This is a genomic window from Pseudoalteromonas luteoviolacea (assembly GCF_000814765.1).
Lineage (GTDB): Bacteria > Pseudomonadota > Gammaproteobacteria > Enterobacterales > Alteromonadaceae > Pseudoalteromonas > Pseudoalteromonas luteoviolacea_H.
Window position 1 is genome coordinate 875,904 of record NZ_JWIC01000005.1, and the last position, 16,566, is coordinate 892,469.

At 43.8% G+C, this 16,566-nt stretch carries 12 protein-coding genes and 3 rRNA genes; all 15 read right to left on the bottom strand.

Features of this window, described 5'->3' with window-relative positions:
• Positions 1-92: 92 nt before the first annotated feature.
• Positions 93-1,052 carry a flagellin gene (locus JF50_RS11245; protein WP_039609499.1) on the bottom strand — a complete coding sequence of 320 codons (960 nt, stop codon included), beginning with the start codon at positions 1,050-1,052 and terminating at the stop codon, positions 93-95.
• A gap of 337 nt (positions 1,053-1,389) precedes the next feature.
• Positions 1,390-2,634, bottom strand: coding sequence for a flagellar hook-associated protein FlgL (flgL, locus tag JF50_RS11250; protein WP_039609500.1), 1,245 nt, complete (start codon positions 2,632-2,634; stop codon positions 1,390-1,392).
• Positions 2,635-2,636: 2 nt separating this feature from the next.
• Positions 2,637-4,667 (bottom strand): flagellar hook-associated protein FlgK, encoded by a 2,031-nt coding sequence (flgK, locus tag JF50_RS11255; RefSeq protein WP_039609501.1) that lies wholly within the window; start codon positions 4,665-4,667, stop codon positions 2,637-2,639.
• A gap of 1 nt (position 4,668) precedes the next feature.
• Positions 4,669-5,661: a flagellar assembly peptidoglycan hydrolase FlgJ gene (gene flgJ, locus JF50_RS11260; RefSeq protein ID WP_039609502.1), complete on the bottom strand. Its 993-nt coding sequence runs from the start codon at positions 5,659-5,661 to the stop codon at positions 4,669-4,671.
• 107 nt (positions 5,662-5,768) lie between these two features.
• Positions 5,769-6,863: a flagellar basal body P-ring protein FlgI gene (locus JF50_RS11265; protein ID WP_039609503.1), complete on the bottom strand. Its 1,095-nt coding sequence runs from the start codon at positions 6,861-6,863 to the stop codon at positions 5,769-5,771.
• An 11-nt stretch (positions 6,864-6,874) separates the two neighbouring features.
• A complete protein-coding gene (gene flgH / locus JF50_RS11270) occupies positions 6,875-7,555 on the bottom strand; it encodes a flagellar basal body L-ring protein FlgH (protein ID WP_039609504.1) in 681 nt (226 codons plus the stop codon).
• Positions 7,556-7,571: 16 nt separating this feature from the next.
• Positions 7,572-8,360, bottom strand: coding sequence for a flagellar basal-body rod protein FlgG (flgG, locus tag JF50_RS11275; protein WP_023401742.1), 789 nt, complete (start codon positions 8,358-8,360; stop codon positions 7,572-7,574).
• Between the two features lie 18 nt (positions 8,361-8,378).
• Positions 8,379-9,143, bottom strand: coding sequence for a flagellar basal body rod protein FlgF (locus JF50_RS11280; protein WP_039609505.1), 765 nt, complete (start codon positions 9,141-9,143; stop codon positions 8,379-8,381).
• A gap of 111 nt (positions 9,144-9,254) precedes the next feature.
• Positions 9,255-10,601 (bottom strand): flagellar hook protein FlgE, encoded by a 1,347-nt coding sequence (flgE, locus tag JF50_RS11285; protein ID WP_039609506.1) that lies wholly within the window; start codon positions 10,599-10,601, stop codon positions 9,255-9,257.
• A 38-nt stretch (positions 10,602-10,639) separates the two neighbouring features.
• A complete protein-coding gene (locus tag JF50_RS11290; RefSeq protein ID WP_039609507.1) occupies positions 10,640-11,317 on the bottom strand; it encodes a flagellar hook assembly protein FlgD in 678 nt (225 codons plus the stop codon).
• Between the two features lie 15 nt (positions 11,318-11,332).
• Complete coding sequence (flgC, locus tag JF50_RS11295; protein WP_039609508.1) at positions 11,333-11,764, bottom strand: flagellar basal body rod protein FlgC; 432 nt, start codon at positions 11,762-11,764, stop codon at positions 11,333-11,335.
• Between the two features lie 2 nt (positions 11,765-11,766).
• Positions 11,767-12,180, bottom strand: coding sequence for a flagellar basal body rod protein FlgB (flgB, locus tag JF50_RS11300; RefSeq protein ID WP_039609509.1), 414 nt, complete (start codon positions 12,178-12,180; stop codon positions 11,767-11,769).
• 799 nt (positions 12,181-12,979) lie between these two features.
• A 5S ribosomal RNA gene (gene rrf / locus JF50_RS11305) occupies positions 12,980-13,094 on the bottom strand.
• Positions 13,095-13,274: 180 nt separating this feature from the next.
• A 23S ribosomal RNA gene (locus JF50_RS11310) occupies positions 13,275-16,157 on the bottom strand.
• A 255-nt stretch (positions 16,158-16,412) separates the two neighbouring features.
• Positions 16,413-16,566: ribosomal RNA gene (locus tag JF50_RS11315) — 16S ribosomal RNA — on the bottom strand; the annotation flags it as partial.

Consider the following 16,566-nt stretch of genomic DNA (forward strand, 5'->3'; position numbering starts at 1 on the left):
GCTCCTCCGCTTTATCATCCAATTCCGGTGTCAGTGTTAAATACCCCATCAAACACTGACACCATCTTCCCCCGCTTTACCGTCTAACTAAATTATCCTAGAAGACTTAGTGCAGCCTGAGGACGCTGGTTAGCCTGACTTAAGATTGTTTGGCTCGCCTGTTGTAGAATCTGCATTTTAGTTAGTGCAGCAGTTTCTGTCGCAAAGTCCGTATCTTTAATACGTGATTTTGCAGCAGATAGGTTTTCAGAGATATTCGACTGGTTACGAATTGTCGATTGGAAACGGTTTTGAACCGCACCTAACTCTGCACGTTTTTTATCAACTACCGCAATCAACGAATCCATACCTGCCAATACTGCTTGTGCATTTGCTTGCGACGATACACTGATAGACCCTGCCTGGAACGTGTCACTGAACGTATAATCATTCGAAGCACCCGAGATTGCACTAACACCACTGGCAAATCCTGATAGGTCATTGCCAACAATCGCACTCGCGATACCTGCGATACCTGACAGCGTGAAACCGTTATTTGCAGAAATATCATTTGCTGTGCCAGCAACATTTTTCATACTGAAGCCAATGGTTTGTACTGCATCAGCACCTACCTGGAAACTTGCCTCGTATGTACCATCTAATAAGTTTTGGCCACCGAAAGTCGTATCCGCAGCAACACGGTTAACTTCTGCAGAAAGAGAGCGGATCTCTTCTTGAATCGCCAAACGGTCTTCATCAGTATTTGAACCGTTTGAAGCTTGCTGTGCCAAAGTACGAATACGCTGGAACATTGACGTTACTTCGTCCATCGCACCTTCAGCTGTTTGAGCCAAAGAAATACCGTCGTTTGCGTTACGGTTACCTTGGTTTAGACCATTAATCTGTGATGTTAATCGGTCAGATATTTGTAGACCTGCCGCGTCATCTGCTGCGCTATTGATACGGAAGCCTGAAGATAGACGCTTAAATGATACGTCTAATGCATTGCCTGAATTGTTTAACTGTCTTTGAGCATTCAATGAACTTACGTTAGTATTTACATAAAGTGCCATGGTAATTCTCCCACTGTAAACTGAGTACTTACTCTCAAACTTGTAACTCTTGCCACCTTCAAGTTATTTAAACTGTCCGGCTTGGTTAATTAAGTTATCGGACGGCAAAAAGTTTCCTTTAGATTTTTTTTGAACTTTTTTTTAAAACACTGAATTTATTTAATTTTTTATGCAAATGAAAACACTATTCAAATAATAGGAAAGTTGTTTCCGCCTGAGATAATTTATAAAAATTAATAAAGTTTTTGGCAATAATTCAGGAAGTTACTTGGAAGATTGTGAGATTTGACAAGTTACTAAATAAAAAAGCCGTCAAGTATATGACGGCTCATTAAAGTTATCGGATGTAATCTAATAAGGATAAGTTGGATAAGCGTCCATAAGTCGCTTGCGATGCCTGAAGTTGGGTCTCGTGCTTTGTAAGTTCAGTGATGGCCTCTGCCATATCTAACTCTATCAAGTCTGCCCGCGCTATTTTGTTATTTATATCTAAATCGGTATTGGCATCAATGATCCTAGTGGCTGTGTTTTTTCTGCCACCTAAACCTGATTGGATCTGAGACACCGTATTTTTTGCGTTTTCTAGCCCGATCATCGAATCAGCTAACACCTGTCGATAGTCTTTATCCGACAGTGTTGGATCTTGAACTGCATTGATCAAGTTATCTAGCGTGTTTAGTACGTTGTCTTTTTTCGGTGCCTCTAGCTCAAAAGTAATTGTATCGGCAGCGCCGGCAGTCCCCATAAAACTGAACTCAATACCTGCAGCTTGAATGTTGTCTTCTGTATAGGTTCCGGTCTCAAATACGGTGGCCCCTTGGCGCAATTGATACGTACCAGGGGTTACCGTACCATTAAGCACCAATTCAAACTCATTCGATCCCGCCGGCGCGGTCGGATCTGGGTTATAATTCGCTTTGTGGAAAATATCAAACGGCCCTTGCTGTGTCACATACACATCCGCGTTCAATATCCCGCCCGTCGTGGTCGCCGTATTTGACGTCACGTTTAATCGCTGCTCAACACTTTCAAAAACATCGAATCCGTTATCACTTGACTTGATCTCGACACCCTCTGCAACTTTAATTTTATGTTGCCCTTGGTCGCCTTGATATGCATACCGATTATTTAAGCTATCATACTCATACGTTCTGTTATTGTCTTGATAACCAGAAAAGATGTAGCGGCCATCTTCCGTTTTTGAATTCATTAATTCCAATACCGCTGTTTGTATCGCTTCCAATTCTTCAGAGAGTGACGCTTTATCTGGTGCAGTTAAAGCACCATTACCCGCATTCACTGTCAATTCAATAGATCGTAACAATGAGTCTTTGATATTAGTCAGTACACCCTCTTGGGTATCCAAACGGCTTTTTAACATCGTTAAGTTTTTATCATATTGTTCATTCGTTTGAATTTTATCTGAATAAAGTAATGATCTCGCCATCGCAGAAGGATCATCTGATGCAGACAATACACGTTTCTGTGTATTCACTTGGTGCATAGATTTATTCACTTCTTGCTGACTATTTAAAATTGAATTCAAGTTGTTCTTGAAAATCATGTTATGAGATAAACGCATAATTACCTCGCAGCATTAAGTAGAGTGTCAAACACGGTTCTTGCCGCACTTAATATTTGTGCCGACGCAGAATACGATTGCTGAAAACGCAGTAAATTAGCGGCTTCTTCATCTAGGTTTACGCCAGCGACTGACTCAAACCATGCCTCAGACTGAGCAGCTAATGCATCATAAGCTGCACCGTTTGTTTTAGCCTGATTTGCAACTACACCAATTTCCGTAACCAATCCCGCATACGCTTCATTGAATGTTTTTAAGTTATCCGCAACCGCCGTCGTAACCACATTTTGCCTCACTAATTGGCCTGACTGTAATTCACTGAGTAAAAGTCCATTTCGGTTATCATCAAAACCACTCTGATTAAACTCAATGGTATACGTATCACCTGTGGCAGGTTCCCCTTCAATATCAAAATCAAAACCATAGCTGGCAAACGCACCACCCGCTGCTGCTAAAATATTTTCTCTAGGCGCAGGCGCGGTAAACGTCGTAGTACCACTGGCATCTGTGATCTGATACTCATCAGGATTGCCTGTTTTGACTAAGGTAATAGTGCCATTAGTCAATGTTGGCGGCGTAGTCGCCGAAAAATTACTTGTTGCGGGGTCTGTATTTGAAACACTCCCCACTGAAATCATCGCATTGCTGACGTTATTTCCCGACGATTCTGTTCGGATAGGAGATGCCAGTGCAAGCGCTTCAGGTCTATCTGTCGCCAGTGCCAAAGTACCCGCGGCAGCAGAATTTAACTTAATATCAAAAATATCGCCGTCATTCGGCAGTGCTGCCGCCCCACTGACGTCAGTAAAATTAATTTGCAATCCAAACAACTCGGTACCTGACGGGGTAACCGTTTGAGAGTTTAATGGATCCGTATATGCCACTGTCGTTGCGTTACCTATGGTATTGCCCTGAGCATCTATTGCCGCAATCGTGACATTACCCGCGTTATAGGTCACTCGAAAGTCCGTTGCAGGGATCTGGCTGCCTTGACCTGGCTCTAATGTGGCTGCTAACTGAGTTGTACTTGTATTACTACTATGCGGAAACCCCGCAGTCGTTGGTATAGTAAATATATTGCCGCCCAGATTCCCGTCAAGATCCATACCCAGCTTGTTTTGTTGGTTAAATGCATCCGCTAATGAAAGGGCTATTTGGCCAAGTTGGTTTTGAGCGGGGATTAAAATCTCATCTCTGAATGCCAAAAGTCCACCAATTTTACCCTGTAATTTAGTTTGATCTACTTCCAGTGCGATTGCAGCCCCTTCCGTGATATCAAGTTTAAGTTCCTTTTTGTTAGGGTCCGGATCGCCATCTAGTGAAAACAGATTAAAGGTGCCATTTTCCATTACGACAGATTGGCCAGAGCCTAAAAACACCAATTTTTCACCGTTCGAACCATCTAAGGTTTCAATATCAACCAGTTCAGACAGATCTTTAATTGCTTGATCTCGTTCATTCAGTACTGAGTTTGCATTGTCATTATCTGGGTTTGCGTTAAGTGCACCAACCTGCCCATTAAGATCGCTAATTTTTTGAATTAGGTTATTTGCTTCTTGCGAATAAATTGACAGCTGCTCGTTCACAATATTATTTTGATCAAACACAATGCCAGACAATCGATCCATTTGATCAATCATATTTTGAGCATCTGTCAGAAACAATGATCTGGTAACTGTCGAAGAAGGTAAATTCATCGCTTCTTGTAAATTATTAAATAGCGAGTTAATACTGGTATTTAAGTTATTAGAATCCTCACCAAACAAGGTATCCACTCGGCTCGACTCGGTCACAAACTGGTTGTAGTAAGACTGGCTGGAGATATCTCTATACAATTGTTTTTGAGCAAACTCATTTAACAAACGAACTGTTTCTCCACGACCAACCTGATTCCCAACCATGGTTGCATGTTCAGTACGCTCTCGAATGTAACCCACTGTATTTAGGTTTGCTATGTTTTTACTGGTCGTTTGCAACAGCTCACTGCTTGCTCTAACGCCAGAGGTACCAATGTTCATTAAATTAAAAGACATCTTAGTTTACTCCTTGACGTATAAATGAAGACACAGCAGATTGAAAATGACTTCCACCTAACACATTTTTGATTTTGTTCGCATAGTTAGGATCCGTTGCATAGCCCGCTTGTTGCAATGCGTCTAAGTATTCACTTGGCTTAGAAACTTTCTTGAGCGCTTCCTCATATCTAGGATTAGATTGCAAAAAGTTCACATAATCACTAAAACTGTCTTTCAAAGATTCATAAGCTCTGAAGTTTGCTTGTTTTTTAACAGGTAAGCCCTGTTCAAATTCGAGTGTCATTTTACTGGCACTGTCTCCTGTCCAGCGGCTATCCGCTTTAATATTAAATAAGTTAAAACTGCTATTACCATCAGGCTTCGCGATTACATGTTTACCCCACCCTGTCTCCAACGCAGCTTGAGCCACCATGACAGCCGGATTTAAGCCAATTTTTTCTGCCGCAGATTTCGCATAGCTCCAAAGTGTATTTATAAACTCTTCAGGGCTGTCAAAAGCTTGAGGATCTGCTTGTTTTGGTTGAGCGGCCTCTTGTACGGTAACCTCTTTTAATTTAGGTTTCTCAGAGGTATTCGTTTGCTGGGTGTTCCCACTGGCGAGTCTGTCGCTTTGGATTTCAGCACCAGTGCGAATAACTGAAGACGGCATATACCCATCTTTTTGCGGCGAGAGTTGTTGTACAATCAAATCAGCAAGCCCCAAGCTCCCTTTATTAGATAGCTCTAGGGCCATTTGCTGGTCATGCATATCACGATAAAACTTCACGCTGCTTGAGTTAAATGGACTATCTTTGTCTTCAAATGCCTCATTGGCTTTACGCATACTCGTTAACAGCATTTGCGTAAAGATTGATTCAAACTGCTGTGCAGCCTTTTTCAGCGCTTGTTTTGATGCGTCACCATCACCAGCACTTTTTAACGCATCCTGTCTCAGTGAGTTCAGGTTGTTTAAATCAAAAAAGCTTTGATTATGTGTCGGATCAGTATTCATGGTTCAAAAACACGTCGTTAAAAAAGGAATACAATAACAAATGCAATTATTAGGCCAAAAAAAAGCCTCATTAATATGAGGCTAACTTATTGAATATAAATAGAACACTATATGACGACTAATTGACCATGTATCGCACCCGCTTCTTTGAGCGCTTCTAATATCGCCATTAAATCACCGGGAGCTGCGCCCACAGCATTAATCGCACGAACCAAATCATCTAAGCTACTGCCTGGGTCAAACACAAATGCGCGCGAGTCGTCTTGGTCAACATCGACAATGCTTTGTCTTGTCACAACGGCATCGGCTTCTGTTAAAGGTTGTGGTTGCGATACGTTTGTTTGCTCCGCAATTGTGACCGTTAATCCACCATGAGTAATCGCTGCAGGTTGTAATTTCACATCTTTACCAATCACAATAGTGCCAGTTCTGGAGTTGACGATGATTTTGGCCGATGTATCAGCAGGTTTAAACTCAAGGTTTTCAAGTGTAGACAGGTATGCCACACGCTGCGAAGGATCTCGTGGTGCTATCACTCTGACAGAAGCCGCATCTAAAGCACTGGCGCTATTAGGTCCCACCAATTCATTGATTGTGTCTGCTAACCGTTTCGCTGTTGTGAAATCAGGGCGATTAAGGTTAAACGTAATATGGTCGCCTTGTGTGAATGGACTTTTTACTGCACGCTCCACCATACCACCATTAGGAATACGACCAACGGTTGGGGTATTTATTACAACTCGGCTACCATCCAAACCTTCCGCTCCTAAGCCACCAACAATCATACTGCCCTGCGCAATTGCATACACGTTGCCATCAACACCTTTTAGAAAAGTCTGTAGCAGCGTGCCACCTCTTAAGCTACCGGCACTGCCAATCGAAGACACTGTGACATCGATGCTTTGTCCCGGTTTTACAAAAGGAGGTAAGTCTGCGTGCACAGCCACAGCCGCGACATTTTTAATCTTTGGCTTTAAATTACCCGGAAGAGTAATACCAAAGCTATTTAACATTGCTTTAAAGCTTTGCTCTGTAAACCGACTTTGCTCGCCAGTACCCGGTAGACCAACCACCAGACCATAGCCTATCAGTTGGTTACTTCTCACTCCTTCCACGACACTGACGTCTTTAATACGCTCAGCACTCACACTGAGTGATGCCGCCAATGTGAAAGTTAAAATAATTGTTTGCAGAATACGCATGATCTACATCCTTAAAACGGCATCAATGTGCTCATGAAGAATTTAGTTAACCAGCCTGCACTTTGAACTTCTTGTGTTTGGCCTTTACCGGAATATTGAATTCGGGCATTAGCAATGCGATTAGATTGTACTTCATTTTCAGCAGATACATCTTGTGGCCTTACTAACCCCTCTAATCGAATAAACTCTTCACCGGTGTTCAGTGTTAACCACTTTTCACCGCGGATCACTAAATTACCATTCGGTAATACCCGCATTACATTCACTGAAATATTACCAAATAAGCTATTTGATTGATTAGCTTGAGCATCACCTTGATAAGAAGAGTTGGCCCCCATATCTAGCTGAATGGCATCTCCACCAATATTTACAGGTACATTGCCCAAACCAAGAAATGGGTCAACATTTACTTCACTGTCTTTATCAAGTTTAGAGTTTGCAGCTTTTGAAGCTTGAGTAGACTCCCTCAATACCACAGTAATAATATCACCTACTCTGACTGCCTTTTTATCTGAGTACAGATCATTCGAATATGAATTAAATAGCGATCCCGTTGATACAACAGGCTCTGCTTCCATTTCTGGATACATAGGTGCGTAATAAGGATCATCTCTTACCACGTCACTATTTTCCGTAGACATGCACCCACTTAGACCCAAGCCCAACGCAACGACTAAAATACATTTACGCATGATCTGTCCTACCCTATTAAAGTTGTTGATTGATGTAACTCAGCATTTCGTCGACAGACTTAATCACTTTTGAGTTCATCTCATAAACACGCTGGGTCTCAATGAGATTGACCAGCTCTTCGGTCACGTTAACATTTGACGTTTCTAGCGCGCCTTGTACCATCGAGCCTAAACCTTCGACGCCAGGGTTACCTTGCACTGGTGCACCGCTCACCGCAGTCTCTGTATATAAGTTTTGACCAATCGGCTCTAGCCCTGATGGATTAATAAAGTCACTGATCACAAGCTGACCAATAACGGTATTTTCCGCCTGACCATTAATACTGACGGACACTTCTCCATCTTGCGATATCGTAATAGAGTTCGCATTATCCGGGACCGTCATTTCAGGTTGAACTGGGAAGCCTGCACCTGATGTGACTACACGACCTGTTTCATCAGTGGTGAACTGACCATTTCGTGAGTATGCTATCGTGCCATCAGGCATTTGGATCTCAAAAAAGCCCGGCCCTTGGATCATCCAGTCCAACGAGTTTTCCGTGCTTATCATATTCCCTTGAGAAAAGTTCTTTTGGTTCGCAACAACTTTCGAACCTGCACCAAGCATCAAACCTGATGGCAATTCTGTATCCTGAGACGAACGCCCACCTGGCTGATTGATATTTTGATAAAGCAAATCTTCAAAAATCGCTCTACTCTTTTTGTAACCAACAGTACTGGCGTTAGCCAAGTTATTAGAAATAACTGAAATATCGGTTTGTTGAGCATCAAGCCCAGTTTTACTTATCCACAATGCTGGATTCATAATATTTACCTCACTCTCTTATACTATGCGCAGGAGCGAAGTGTGTCGCTCGTCGATTTCTTCTGCTGACTTCATTAATTTAATTTGCATCTCAAACTGTCTTTGGTGGTTAATTAAATCAACCATCTCATGAACAGGGTTCACATTAGACATTTCTAAATAACCACTCATCACTTTTGCTGTTGGAGATACTTCGCAAAAACCACAGTGACCATCGTCTAACTGATCTTCTTGTGGCCTAAATAAACCATCATTGCCTTTCTCAAGTTGATTATTATCGGCAGTAATTATTTTTAGCCGATCAACAGTTTCTAAGAAATTGGCTGGTGCTCCTTGAGGACGAACTTGAATAGATCCGTCGTCACTAAATACCACTTTGTCGATAGGTAAAGGCAGGATGATCGGGCCACCTTCGCCAATTAATTGACGACCATGGCTGGTAACTAAAGCGCCGTCACTCGTAATGTTCAACGTACCTACTTTTGTATACGCCTCTTCACCACTGGCATCCATAACACTGATCCATGACTTTTCATCAACTGCGATGTCTAAATCACGGCCGGTTTCAGCAACCGCGCCACTTAACATATTTGTACCAGGACGCTCTTGCATGGCAAACACTCGTGTGGGCAACCCCTCACCAAAAGCCTGCATGGAGCGAGCCTGTGCAAAGTCTGCTTTGAAGCCAGTGGTATTCGCATTGGCTAAGTTGTTGGCTTTGAGCGCCACGCCACGTAAGCTTTGTTTAGCGCCTGACATGGCGACATAGAGCATTTTATCCATGAGAACGACCTAAAACTGTTCAATATATGGTGATAAAAGCAATATTAGTGCCAAGGTGAGTGTCAAAAAATAAAAAAGCCGCAACAGCGGCTTTTATAGAGGGAATTTGTACTATCGGATCTGAAGAATGTTCTGTTGAAGTGTTGAGTTAACTTCAAGTGCTCGTGAGTTTGCTTGGAAGTTTCTTTGTGCACTGATCAAATCAACTAACTCATTTGTTAAGTTTACATTAGATTGCTCTAACGCCGATGAGTTAATCGTACCTAAAGTACCTGAACCGGGTTCACCCGCAATCGGCTCACCAGACGTTAAACTTTTCTTCCAACCTGTATTACCGGCTTCTGTCAAACCTTGTGAGTTTGAAAATCTCACCATTGCAACCTGCCCTAAGAAGGTTGAATCACCGTTACTGTAGGATGCCACTATTTTACCATCCGAACCAATATCAATACCTGCGAGTCGGCCCGTTGTCGCACCATCCTGATCCAATGCCTTAACTTCAAAACGGCTGGCAAACTGTGTTGGTAATTTATTGGTTGTATTGGCTTCATCACGCCAGTTTAATTGAATATCTGAAGGGAAAGTTGCGCCATTAGATAGCAATCCAGAGATATTCGCTGCAGTTAAGTTAAGGGAGTTAAAGGTTGTACCTGTATTTGCAACCCCTCCTGTCGTGTTCGGAAAGCCCTGTGCATTAAATTCAAATTCAGTAATCGGTGTGATTGTAGCTGGAGAAACAATTTCACTACCATTTGCATCAAACGGTTTTCCACCGAGCGTTGCATAAACTTGCCACTCATTTGGATTCGTTGTCGGGTCTTCCTTACGGAAGAACAGCTGCAAAGTATGTGGTTCACCTAAAGAGTCATACACAGTCGTCGACGTTGAGCTATTATACGATGCCGTTGTATCGGGATCGAATGCAATGGTTGGTGCCGTCGCTGTTGAATCTAAATTAAATGAAGAATATACATTCGTCGTAGCACGCGGAGAACCCGATGCATCAGGTATTTGCAGTGGTGATGACGTACTTAAGCTCACAGATGTTGTATCGCCTGTGCTTGGATCTACAGGGAAGCCCTGAAGAAAGTTACCATTGGCGTCAACAATGAAGTTATCTTTGTTGAGCTTAAATGCACCTGCACGCGTGAATGTATAATCTTGGCTGCCTAAATCTTCACTTGTAGCAAAGTAACCTTCACCTGTAATAGCAAGGTCAAGCGAGTTTTGTGTAAAGTTTAATGAACCTTGGTGAAACTGCTGAGCAACCATGGTCGTTGACACACCATCACCGTTTTTGGTTTTACCAGCACTAAACACTGATGATGCATATACAGAAGCAAATTCGGCACGAGATTCTTTGAAACCTGTGGTATTTACGTTCGCAATGTTGTTAGCTGTGGTGTCCAAATCTTTTTGGGCTGCAGCTAATCCTGTTAAAGCAATATTAAAACTCATACTCTAATACCTCTATAAATGAAGGTTAAATCTTTTGATTAAGCTATTTCTGCAACGTCAGATAATCTAACTGCACCAGCTTTAGTGTTAATAATAATGCCCTGAGAACCATTCACGTTAACACTATCAATATTTCTAAAAGTTGCTGTTGGCAATGCCTCAAACTTACCGTTTGTTTGCCCTTCAGCTTTAATTGTGTACTCACCTGGAGGGGCTGCTTCACCGCCATCAGTCAAACCATCCCACTCGAAGCGCGTTGCGCCAACGCTTTGCTCGCCAAGTTCAATCTTTCTTACAAGCTCTTTTTTGTCATTAACAATACTCAGCGTCAGCTTTTCGACCGGTTCCGCTACGATAATAGAGCCTCTCGGCTGCATCCCTGGGCCATGTTCAATCGTGTCTGACTCAAGTAGAGCCTTTTTACCGATTAACGTCGAAGCTTGAAGTGCTGAGTTTGATGTCATTGAAGCTGCCAACGACTCAAACTTGGTGTTTAAGTTTGATATCCCCTCTGCCATCGTAAAGTTGGTCATTTGGGAAATCATCTGATCATTGTCAGCAGGCTTACTCGGGTCTTGAAAAGACAACTGCTGAGTAAGTAACGCAAAGAAGTCTTCCTGCTTTAACTCATCATTTTTCTCAGTTGGCACTTGTTTATCTTGCCAACGCAACGAGTCGACAAAGGACGTAGTTGCGGAATTGACATCATTACTCATCAGCTATACTCCCAATTAGCGCTGACCAAGCAACAGAGTTTTACTTAACATCTGCTTTGCTGCGTCTGCTACTTGAACATTCGTTTGGTACGAACGTGAAGCGGAAATCATATTTGTCATTTCTTCCACTACATTCACATTCGGTTTATAGATATAACCATCTTTATCAGCACTGGGATGATTCGGGTTGTATTCAACCTGCAGAGGTTTGTCGCTTTCAACAATCCCCAAAACCTTTACTCCCACAGACGAACTTAGTGTATTTGGGTGCGCAGCTGCTGCTTTATTCAACTCAGCAGCAAATACGGGATGCCTTGCACGATACACTTTGTCCTGACTAGAGCTGATGCTGTTTGCATTGGATATATTACTGGCAGTGGTGTTCAACCGCACATTTTGTGCACTCATGCCAGAGCCTGCAATATCAAAAACGTTGTATAAACTCATAATTAGGCTCCTTGACCACCACCAAGCGCTTTTTTCAAGCTTTTAAATTTACCACCCAAAAAGTTCAAACTAGCTTGGTACTCTAATGAGTTCTGTACATACAAGTTTCGTTCCACTTGTATATCAACAGAGTTACCATCGCCTGTATCTGTTTGATTTGGATTGCGAAATTGTTCTACACCATTGGCTAATCTAGTCCCACCACTGATGTGTTTTTCGTTGGTACGGGTCATTTGATTGCCGCTTTGTTGTGCCGACTTTGCCGCATTGAGTGCTCGGCCAAAGTCGATATCTTTTGCTTTATAACCGGGAGTATCAGCATTTGCGATATTGCTTGCTAAGATCTCGGCACGTTGAGAACGGATCAACATTGTATGCTGATGCACCCCAAGCGCTTTATCAAAACTAATTGCCATAACCAACTCCAAAAATTTGACTATATACAGGTTAATGCAAAAGTAGGACCAACTTTAAAACTGATCAACAACATTAATTAAGCTTATAATTATCAATGCTTTAAAAGCAAAGCATGTTGACTCATTGTGCCAAAAAGATATTTTTATCCTCTTCTCATTAGAGGAATAAGCACTTTTTATTCCACAAGTAACAAGAACTCAGAAGGTTAACGACAGAGTGCGAAACGAGTGTGTTCAATTTGTGCAAGGTGAGTATCGTGCGAAAGGTTTATGACACCGCGCGGAGCGCTGCCATTCTTTTCGCGGAAGGTGAAATAAGCTATTTTAACCGTTGCTAAGGGAGTGTATTCAAAAGGAGTAAAGAGTTAAAGCAGTGAAGGTTGCTCCCTTCACCTTGCGCTTATCGTGCAAAAGGCTAGCGACAACGAACGCAGTGAGTACGCTCTTTTTGCGCAAGGTGATTAACGTGCAAAATGTAACGATAACGAGCGAAGCGAGTACGTTCAATTTGCGCAAGGTGAAACAAGCCATTTTAACTAAACAAAGTCAATACACTGCCATCAATCTCTATCATGTTCTCTCTATGTCATTCCGGACTTGCTCCGGAAACCAAATATTATGCAAAAAAGAAATGGATCCTGAAGCGAGTTCAGGATGACGTGGTGTAAAAGGCTAGCGACAGCGAACGCAGTGAGTGCGCTTCTTTTGCGCAAGGTGAAATAAGCTAGTTTAGCTGTTGCTGAGGGACTTAAACGCAAAAAAGCCCGACTCTTTCGAATCGGGCTTTCTTTTATTTGGCGCTTGGCAATGTCCTACTTTCACATGGGAAACCCCACACTATCATCGGCGCTATTTCGTTTCACTACTGAGTTCGGCATGGGATCAGGTGGTTCCAAAATGCTATGGTTACCAAGCAAATTCTTTTCGTGCAAATGGCTAATGACGTCTTTTTGTCATTTCATTTGCGCAAGGTGAATTGATTTCTCATAAGAGCTTATCTAGTCACAATGCTTAAAATCTGGAAGCGTAATTAAATTCTTATCGTCTACTTATATTCTTAACTTCTAACAAGCTTAAAACCACTTTGGCGTTGTATGGTTAAGCCTCACGGGTAATTAGTACGAGTTAGCTCAATGCCTCACAGCACTTCCACATCTCGCCTATCAACGTTGTAGTCTTCAACGGCCCTTCAGTTAACTCTAAGTTAAAGTGAGAACTCATCTCGAGGCTCGCTTCCCGCTTAGATGCTTTCAGCGGTTATCGATTCCGAACGTAGCTACCGGGCAATGCTATTGGCATAACAACCCGAACACCAGCGGTTCGTCCACTCCGGTCCTCTCGTACTAGGAGCAGCCCCTCTCAATTCTCAAACGCCCACGGCAGATAGGGACCGAACTGTCTCACGACGTTCTAAACCCAGCTCGCGTACCACTTTAAATGGCGAACAGCCATACCCTTGGGACCGACTTCAGCCCCAGGATGTGATGAGCCGACATCGAGGTGCCAAACACCGCCGTCGATATGAACTCTTGGGCGGTATCAGCCTGTTATCCCCGGAGTACCTTTTATCCGTTGAGCGATGGCCCTTCCATTCAGAACCACCGGATCACTATGACCTACTTTCGTACCTGCTCGACGTGTCTGTCTCGCAGTTAAGCTGGCTTCTACCATTACACTAACCGTACGATGTCCGACCGTACTTAGCCAACCTTCGTGCTCCTCCGTTACTCTTTGGGAGGAGACCGCCCCAGTCAAACTACCCACCAGGCACTGTCCTCAATCCCGATTAGGGACCTAAGTTAGAACATCAACACTACAAGGGTGGTATTTCAAGGACGGCTCCACACAATCTAGCGACTGTGCTTCAAAGCCTCCCACCTATCCTACACATGTAGGGTCAATGTTCAGTGCCAAGCTGTAGTAAAGGTTCACGGGGTCTTTCCGTCTAGCCGCGGGTACACAGCATCTTCACTGCGATTTCAATTTCACTGAGTCTCGGGTGGAGACAGCGTGGCCATGGTTACACCATTCGTGCAGGTCGGAACTTACCCGACAAGGAATTTCGCTACCTTAGGACCGTTATAGTTACGGCCGCCGTTTACCGGGGCTTCGATCAAGAGCTTCGACAAACGTCTAACCCCATCAATTAACCTTCCGGCACCGGGCAGGTGTCACACCGTATACGTCATCTTACGATTTTGCACAGTGCTGTGTTTTTAATAAACAGTCCCAGCCACCTGGTCACTGCGGCTCTCGTCTGCTTACGGAGCAAGTCCTTCACAAACAAGAGCGTACCTTCTCCCGAAGTTACGGTACAATTTTGCCTAGTTCCTTCACCCGAGTTCTCTCAAGCGCCTTAGTATTCTCTACCTGACCACCTGTGTCGGTTTAGGGTACGATTCGATATAAACTGAAGCTTAGAGGCTTTTCCTGGAAGTAGGGCATCAACAACTTCACTACCGTAGTAGCTCGTCTCGACTCTCAGCCTTAGCGACCCGGATTTTCCTAAGTCACCAGCCTACAGCCTTTCACATGGACAACCAACGCCATGCTTGCCTAGCCTGCTCCGTCCCCCCATCGCATTTATACCAAGTACGGGAATATTAACCCGTTTCCCATCGACTACGCTCTTCAGCCTCGCCTTAGGGGTCGACTCACCCTACCCTGATTAACATGGGATAGGAACCCTTGGTCTTCCGGCGTGCGGGTTTTTCACCCGCATTATCGTTACTCATGTCAGCATTCGCACTTCTGATATGTCCAGCATGCCTCCCGGCACACCTTCAGCCACTTACAGAACGCTCCCCTACCCCGCGAACAAAGTTCGCAGCCGTAGCTTCGGTGGTATGTTTAGCCCCGTTACATCTTCCGCGCAGGCCGACTCGACTAGTGAGCTATTACGCTTTCTTTAAAGGATGGCTGCTTCTAAGCCAACCTCCTAGCTGTTTTAGCCTTCCCACATCGTTTCCCACTTAACATACACTTTGGGACCTTAGCTGACGGTCTGGGTTGTTTCCCTCTCCACGATGGACGTTAGCACCCACCGTGTGTCTCCCGGATAGTACTTTACGGTATTCGGAGTTTGCAAAGGGTTGGTAAGTCGGGATGACCCCCTAGCCTTAACAGTGCTCTACCCCCGTAAGTATTCGTCCGAGGCTCTACCTAAATAGATTTCGGGGAGAACCAGCTATCTCCCGGTTTGATTAGCCTTTCACTCCTAGCCACAGGTCATCCCCTAACTTTTCAACGTTAGTGGGTTCGGTCCTCCAGTCAGTGTTACCTGACCTTCAACCTGCCCATGGCTAGATCACCGGGTTTCGGGTCTATACCCTGCAACTTAAGCGCCCAGTTAAGACTCGCTTTCGCTACGGCTCCCCTAAATGGTTAACCTCGCTACAGAATATAAGTCGCTGACCCATTATACAAAAGGTACGCAGTCACCCTCGAAGGGCTCCTACTGCTTGTACGTACACGGTTTCAGGTTCTATTTCACTCCCCTCACAGGGGTTCTTTTCGCCTTTCCCTCACGGTACTGGTTCACTATCGGTCAGTTGGGAGTATTTAGCCTTGGAGGATGGTCCCCCCATATTCAGTCAAAGTTTCACGTGCTCCGACCTACTCGATTTCACTTCAGATAAATTTTCGTGTACGGGACTGTCACCCTGTGTCGTCCAACTTTCCAGAAGGTTCCACTAATTACACTGAAGCTTAAGGGCTTAATCCGATTTCGCTCGCCGCTACTTTCGGAATCTCGGTTGATTTCTTTTCCTCGGGGTACTTAGATGTTTCAGTTCTCCCGGTTTGCCTCTTACAGCTATGTATTCACTGCAAGATACCGCTAAGCGGTGGGTTTCCCCATTCGGAAATCTAAGTCTCAAGTGCCTCTTACTGGCTCGACTTAGCTTATCGCAAGTTAGTACGTCCTTCATCGCCTCCAACTGCCAAGGCATCCACCGTGTACGCTTAGTCACTTAACCATACAACCCAAAATGGTTTGTATCGTCAAAGACAGTTTTAACTTCGCCAGAAGTTAAGTAATACTAAAGTAGACGCTAATTAATCAACTAAATGATTAATCGGCATTTTCTTTCGAAAACTCTGAATAACAATTGCTTGTTATTCGAGAATTTAATTATCAGCTTTCCAAATTTTTAAAGAGCAATATTAATTAGCTATAAAGCTAACTAACAATCATCTGTGTGGACACTTCGAACAAATCTGTTCTAAATCGTTAAGGAGGTGATCCAGCCCCAGGTTCCCCTAGGGCTACCTTGTTACGACTTCACCCCAGTCATGAATCACTCCGTGGTAAGCGCCCCCCGAAGGTTAAGCTACCTACTTCTGGAGCAACCCACTCCCATGGTGTGACGGGCGGTGTGTACAAGG

What these genes read in the sequence shown, in the direction of transcription:
- JF50_RS11245 (WP_039609499.1), bottom strand. Translation starts at nt 1,052, where the DNA reads ATGGCACTTTATGTAAATACTAACGTAAGTTCATTGAATGCTCAAAGA.
- flgL (WP_039609500.1), bottom strand. Translation starts at nt 2,634, where the DNA reads ATGCGTTTATCTCATAACATGATTTTCAAGAACAACTTGAATTCAATT.
- flgK (WP_039609501.1), bottom strand. Translation starts at nt 4,667, where the DNA reads ATGTCTTTTAATTTAATGAACATTGGTACCTCTGGCGTTAGAGCAAGC.
- flgJ (WP_039609502.1), bottom strand. Translation starts at nt 5,661, where the DNA reads ATGAATACTGATCCGACACATAATCAAAGCTTTTTTGATTTAAACAAC.
- JF50_RS11265 (WP_039609503.1), bottom strand. Translation starts at nt 6,863, where the DNA reads ATGCGTATTCTGCAAACAATTATTTTAACTTTCACATTGGCGGCATCA.
- flgH (WP_039609504.1), bottom strand. Translation starts at nt 7,555, where the DNA reads ATGCGTAAATGTATTTTAGTCGTTGCGTTGGGCTTGGGTCTAAGTGGG.
- flgG (WP_023401742.1), bottom strand. Translation starts at nt 8,360, where the DNA reads ATGAATCCAGCATTGTGGATAAGTAAAACTGGGCTTGATGCTCAACAA.
- JF50_RS11280 (WP_039609505.1), bottom strand. Translation starts at nt 9,143, where the DNA reads ATGGATAAAATGCTCTATGTCGCCATGTCAGGCGCTAAACAAAGCTTA.
- flgE (WP_039609506.1), bottom strand. Translation starts at nt 10,601, where the DNA reads ATGAGTTTTAATATTGCTTTAACAGGATTAGCTGCAGCCCAAAAAGAT.
- JF50_RS11290 (WP_039609507.1), bottom strand. Translation starts at nt 11,317, where the DNA reads ATGAGTAATGATGTCAATTCCGCAACTACGTCCTTTGTCGACTCGTTG.
- flgC (WP_039609508.1), bottom strand. Translation starts at nt 11,764, where the DNA reads ATGAGTTTATACAACGTTTTTGATATTGCAGGCTCTGGCATGAGTGCA.
- flgB (WP_039609509.1), bottom strand. Translation starts at nt 12,180, where the DNA reads ATGGCAATTAGTTTTGATAAAGCGCTTGGGGTGCATCAGCATACAATG.